Source organism: Delftia sp. ZNC0008, assembly GCF_000799035.1.
In the GTDB taxonomy this organism is placed as follows: Bacteria; Pseudomonadota; Gammaproteobacteria; order Burkholderiales; family Burkholderiaceae_C; genus Comamonas; species Comamonas tsuruhatensis.
In genome coordinates, this window is sequence record NZ_JTKZ01000672.1 from 1 (window position 1) to 3,727 (window position 3,727).

Sequence of the window (3,727 nt, forward strand, 5' to 3'; positions counted from 1 at the left end):
CAGCGCCAGTGCCATGGGCACGTCGATGGCGTTGAGGGCGGCGGGGCGGTGGAAGGTCAGCGTGGCGATGGCGCCTTCGCGGTGCAGCCGCAGCGGGGTGTCTTGCGTGTCGGTCATGGGAGCGGATCAGTGGTACAGGGCGTCGATTTCGGCGGCGTAGGTCTTGTAGATGGAAGAACGGCGCACCTTCATCGTGGCCGTGACTTCGCCATCGTCGTGGTCCAGCTCCTTGGTCAGCAGATGGAAGCGCCGCACATGCGAGACCTGGGCCAGGCGCGCATTGCCCTGCGCGATCTCGGCCTCGATGAGCGCGCGCACCTCGGGCATCTCGGCCAGGGAGCGGAAATGCGTGAAGGCAATGCGCCGCGCCTGTGCCCATTGGCCCACGGTCTCGTAGTCGATCTGCACCAGCGCGCCCACGAACTTGCGGCCCTCGGCCACGACGATGCACTCCTTGATGAAGGGGCTGGCCTTCATGGTGTTCTCGATCTCCGAGGGCGTGAGGTTCTTGCCGCCGGCGGTGATCATGATGTCCTTGAGGCGGTCCACGATGCGCAGCTGGCCGCCCTGCACGCGCACCACGTCGCCCGTGTGCAGCCAGCCGTCCTGGATGCTTTGCGCCGTGGCCTCGGGGTTCTTGTAGTAGCCCGCGAAGACCATGTCGCCCTTGATCTGCAGTTCGCCGCTGTCGTCACCCTCGTGGCCCGCGTTGCTGCCGAGGCTGGCAATGCGCCATTGCACGCCTTCGGTGGCCACGCCCACGCTGCCCACGGACACGTCGTCCAGCCGGTGGCCTGTGACCATTCCCGTGGATTCGGTCAGGCCGTAGACCTCGATCAGCGGCACGCCCAGCGTGCGGAAAAAGCGCACCACGTCGGGCGGTATGGGCGCGGCGCCCGTGAGCGCCACGCGCACCTGGCGCAGGCCGATGAAGTTCTGCAGTGCGCGCAGCACGCTCCAGTAGCTGGCGGCCCAGGTCAGGCGCTCGGCCAGGCTCCACTGCCTGCGGGGCTTTTCGGCCAGCGGCGCGCAGGCCGCCATGGCACGCCGGTAGAGCGTGCGGCGCAGCGGCCCGGTCTCCTGCATCTTGATGCTGATGGCCGCATGCAGCTTTTCCCAGATGCGTGGCACGCCCAGGAACATGTTGGGCGCGACTTCGCGCAGGTCTTCCTGCACCGTGCGGATGGACTCGCCGAAGTGCACCTGCGAGCCCAGGTAGACCGGCACGAAGCTGGTCAGCATCTGCTCGGCCACGTGGCACAGCGGCAGGTAGGACAGGTGGCGCGTGCCGCCATCCAGCCTCAGCCGCTCGGCAATGCCGGGCACCACGCCGCGGATGTTGCGGTAGGTGATCATGGCGCCCTTGGGCTTGCCGGTGGAGCCCGAGGTGTAGATCATCAGCCCCACGTCATCCAGCGTCTGGCGTGCCAGCGCCTCTTCGATGGGGGCGCGGCTGGCGGCCTGGGCGCCCAGGCGCTCGACCTCGTCGAAGGTGGTGATCAGGGCGCGCAGCTCGGGCGCAAGGCTGCGCAGGCCCTTGGTCTCCATGACGATGATTTTCTGCAGCTGCGGCAGCTCGGGCAGGGCGGCCAGCAGCTTGTCGGTCTGCTCCTGGTCCTCGCACACCATGATGGCGATGTCCGCGTGTCCGGCCACGTAGGCGACCTCGGGCGTGGGACTGGTGGGGTAGACGCCCACGGTGATGGCGCCGATCAGGCCCGCGCCCATCTGGGCCAGCACCCACTCGATGCGGTTCTCGGAGATCACGCCCATGTGGCCGCCTGGCGGCAGGCCCAGCTGCGCCAGGCCCAGCCCGAAGTGGCTGGCACGCTCGTGGTAGCGCGCCCAGCTGGTGGGCTTCCAGATGCCGAAGTCCTTTTGCCGTATGGCCACGCGCCGGGCATCGCTGCGCGCGCGTTCGGCCAGCATCTGGGGCAGGGTGAGTTCGGGAAGGTTCTTCATATCAATGACCCATCGCGCTGCCTGTGACACTGGCGTGCCCCCACACGGGAGCACCGAGGAAGGGCCGCCCCGCACCCAGGGTGCTGTCCCCCTCCCTCGCGAAGCGGGAGAGAGGGGGAAGGCGCGAAGCGACTCAGGGGGTGCTTCATGACAACCAGCGCTTGCGGCGCTTGTAGTGCTTCAGGTCGCGAAAACTTTTTGCCTCGCCGCCACCACCCATGCCCAGGTAGAACTCGCGCACGTCGGCATCCTGGGCCAGGCGTTCGGCCGGGCCGTCGATGACGATCTTGCCGTTCTCCATGATGTAGCCGCTGTGCGCCACGGCCAGGGCCACGGTGGCGTTCTGCTCGACCAGCAGCATGGAGGTGCCGCGCTCGGCATTGATGCGCGCGATGATGGTGAAGATGTCCTCCACCAGCTTGGGCGCCAGGCCCAGCGAGGGCTCGTCCAGCAGCATGAGCTGGGGCTCGGCGATCAGCGCGCGGCCAATGGCCAGCATCTGCTGCTCGCCGCCCGACAGGTAGCCGGCCAGGCCTTTGCGTCGCTCATGCAGGCGCGGGAAGTAGCTGTAGACCAGGTCGAAGTCGGGCTTGACTTGATGGCGGCCCGTGAGCGCGTAGGTCGCGGCCACGAGGTTTTCCTCCACCGTGAGGTCCTCGAACACGCGCCGGCCCTCCATCACATGCGACAGCCCCAGGCGCACCAGCTGCTGGGGCGCGTACTGCGCGGTGGACTGGCCGTTGTAGCGCACGCTGCCGCTGGCCAGCAGGCCGTCCTCCAGCGCCAGCAGTCCGGAGACGGCCTTGAGCGTGGTGCTCTTGCCCGCGCCGTTGCTGCCCAGCAGCGCCACGATCTGGCCGCGCGGAACGGCCAGCGACAGGCCGCGCAGGGCCTGCACGACCTTGTTGTAGATGACCTCGATGTTGTTGATTTCGAGGACCTTGTCCGTGGGCTGCTCGGTCATGTGCGGGCGTCTGTTCGGACGACGGTCAAAGTGCGATCCAGTCGGACGCAGGCAGCATCTTCTGCGCCTTCATGTCCGCCTTGTAGACGCGGCCCACGGGAATCGAATTGCCCTTGATGGTGATGGGCACGCCGATCAGTCCGCCCGTGTCGAAGTCCTTGATGGAGTTGAGCGCTGCCTTGAGGTTGGGGCCGGTGAGCGGCTTGCCCGCGTCCAGGCAGCGCCTGGCCGATTCCACGAACAGCATGGCCGCCAGAAAGCCCTGGATATAGGCCGTGCTCTGGTACTCGGGGCGCAGCGCGCGGATCTTGTCCAGCATGGGCGCCTTGGCCGAGGTGTCGTAGTAGTAGCGGTAGGGCATGACGCCCATGAAACCGTCGCCGGCCTCGCCCATCTTCATGACGGTGGAGCTGTCCATGGTCCAGAAGGTGCCCATCCATCGGCTGGTCATGCCCATCTGCTTGCCCTGCTGGATGAACTCGGGAATGGGCGCGAGGATGTAGCCGTGGAAGATGGTGTAGTCGGGCGCGGCGCGGCGCAGCTTGATGACTTCGGTGGACACGTCCACGCTGCCGGGCGGCGTCATCAGCTTGGCCACCATGTTCAGGCCCAGCTTCTTGGCCGCCGCTTCGCTGGCCTCGATGGGGTCGCGGCCGAATTCGGAGTCGGAGTAGACGAAGGCCACCTTGGCGCCCGGCTTTTCCTTGGCGATGTGCTTGAGCAGGATGCCGAACATCTCCGTGTAGTCGGGCCCCACGAGGAACTGGTTCGGGTACTTGGCCGGGTTGTTGAGCTCGGTGG

The 3,727-nt window shown here is 67.1% G+C and carries 3 protein-coding genes and 1 pseudogene; all 4 read right to left on the bottom strand.

Translation table 11 applies throughout. The features are described 5' to 3' along the window. Nucleotides 1–117: pseudogene (locus L995_RS33355) on the bottom strand (enoyl-CoA hydratase); the annotation flags it as partial. Nucleotides 118–126: 9 nt separating this feature from the next. Continuing rightward, the gene (locus L995_RS21990) at nt 127–1,962 is read right to left on the bottom strand and encodes an AMP-dependent synthetase/ligase (protein ID WP_047473715.1); all 1,836 of its coding nucleotides are present in this window, start codon (nt 1,960–1,962) and stop codon (nt 127–129) included. Nucleotides 1,963–2,107: 145 nt separating this feature from the next. Beyond that, nucleotides 2,108–2,926 (bottom strand): ABC transporter ATP-binding protein, encoded by an 819-nt coding sequence (locus L995_RS21995; protein WP_016447277.1) that lies wholly within the window; start codon nt 2,924–2,926, stop codon nt 2,108–2,110. Nucleotides 2,927–2,951: 25 nt separating this feature from the next. Beyond that, nucleotides 2,952–3,727: ABC transporter substrate-binding protein (locus tag L995_RS22000; protein ID WP_047473716.1), on the bottom strand; the 776-nt coding region annotated here is incomplete at its 5' end.

Coding starts and splice junctions, on each gene's coding strand:
- L995_RS21995 (WP_016447277.1), bottom strand. CDS start 2,926: ATGACCGAGCAGCCCACGGACAAGGTCCTCGAAATCAACAACATCGAG.
- L995_RS21990 (WP_047473715.1), bottom strand. CDS start 1,962: ATGAAGAACCTTCCCGAACTCACCCTGCCCCAGATGCTGGCCGAACGC.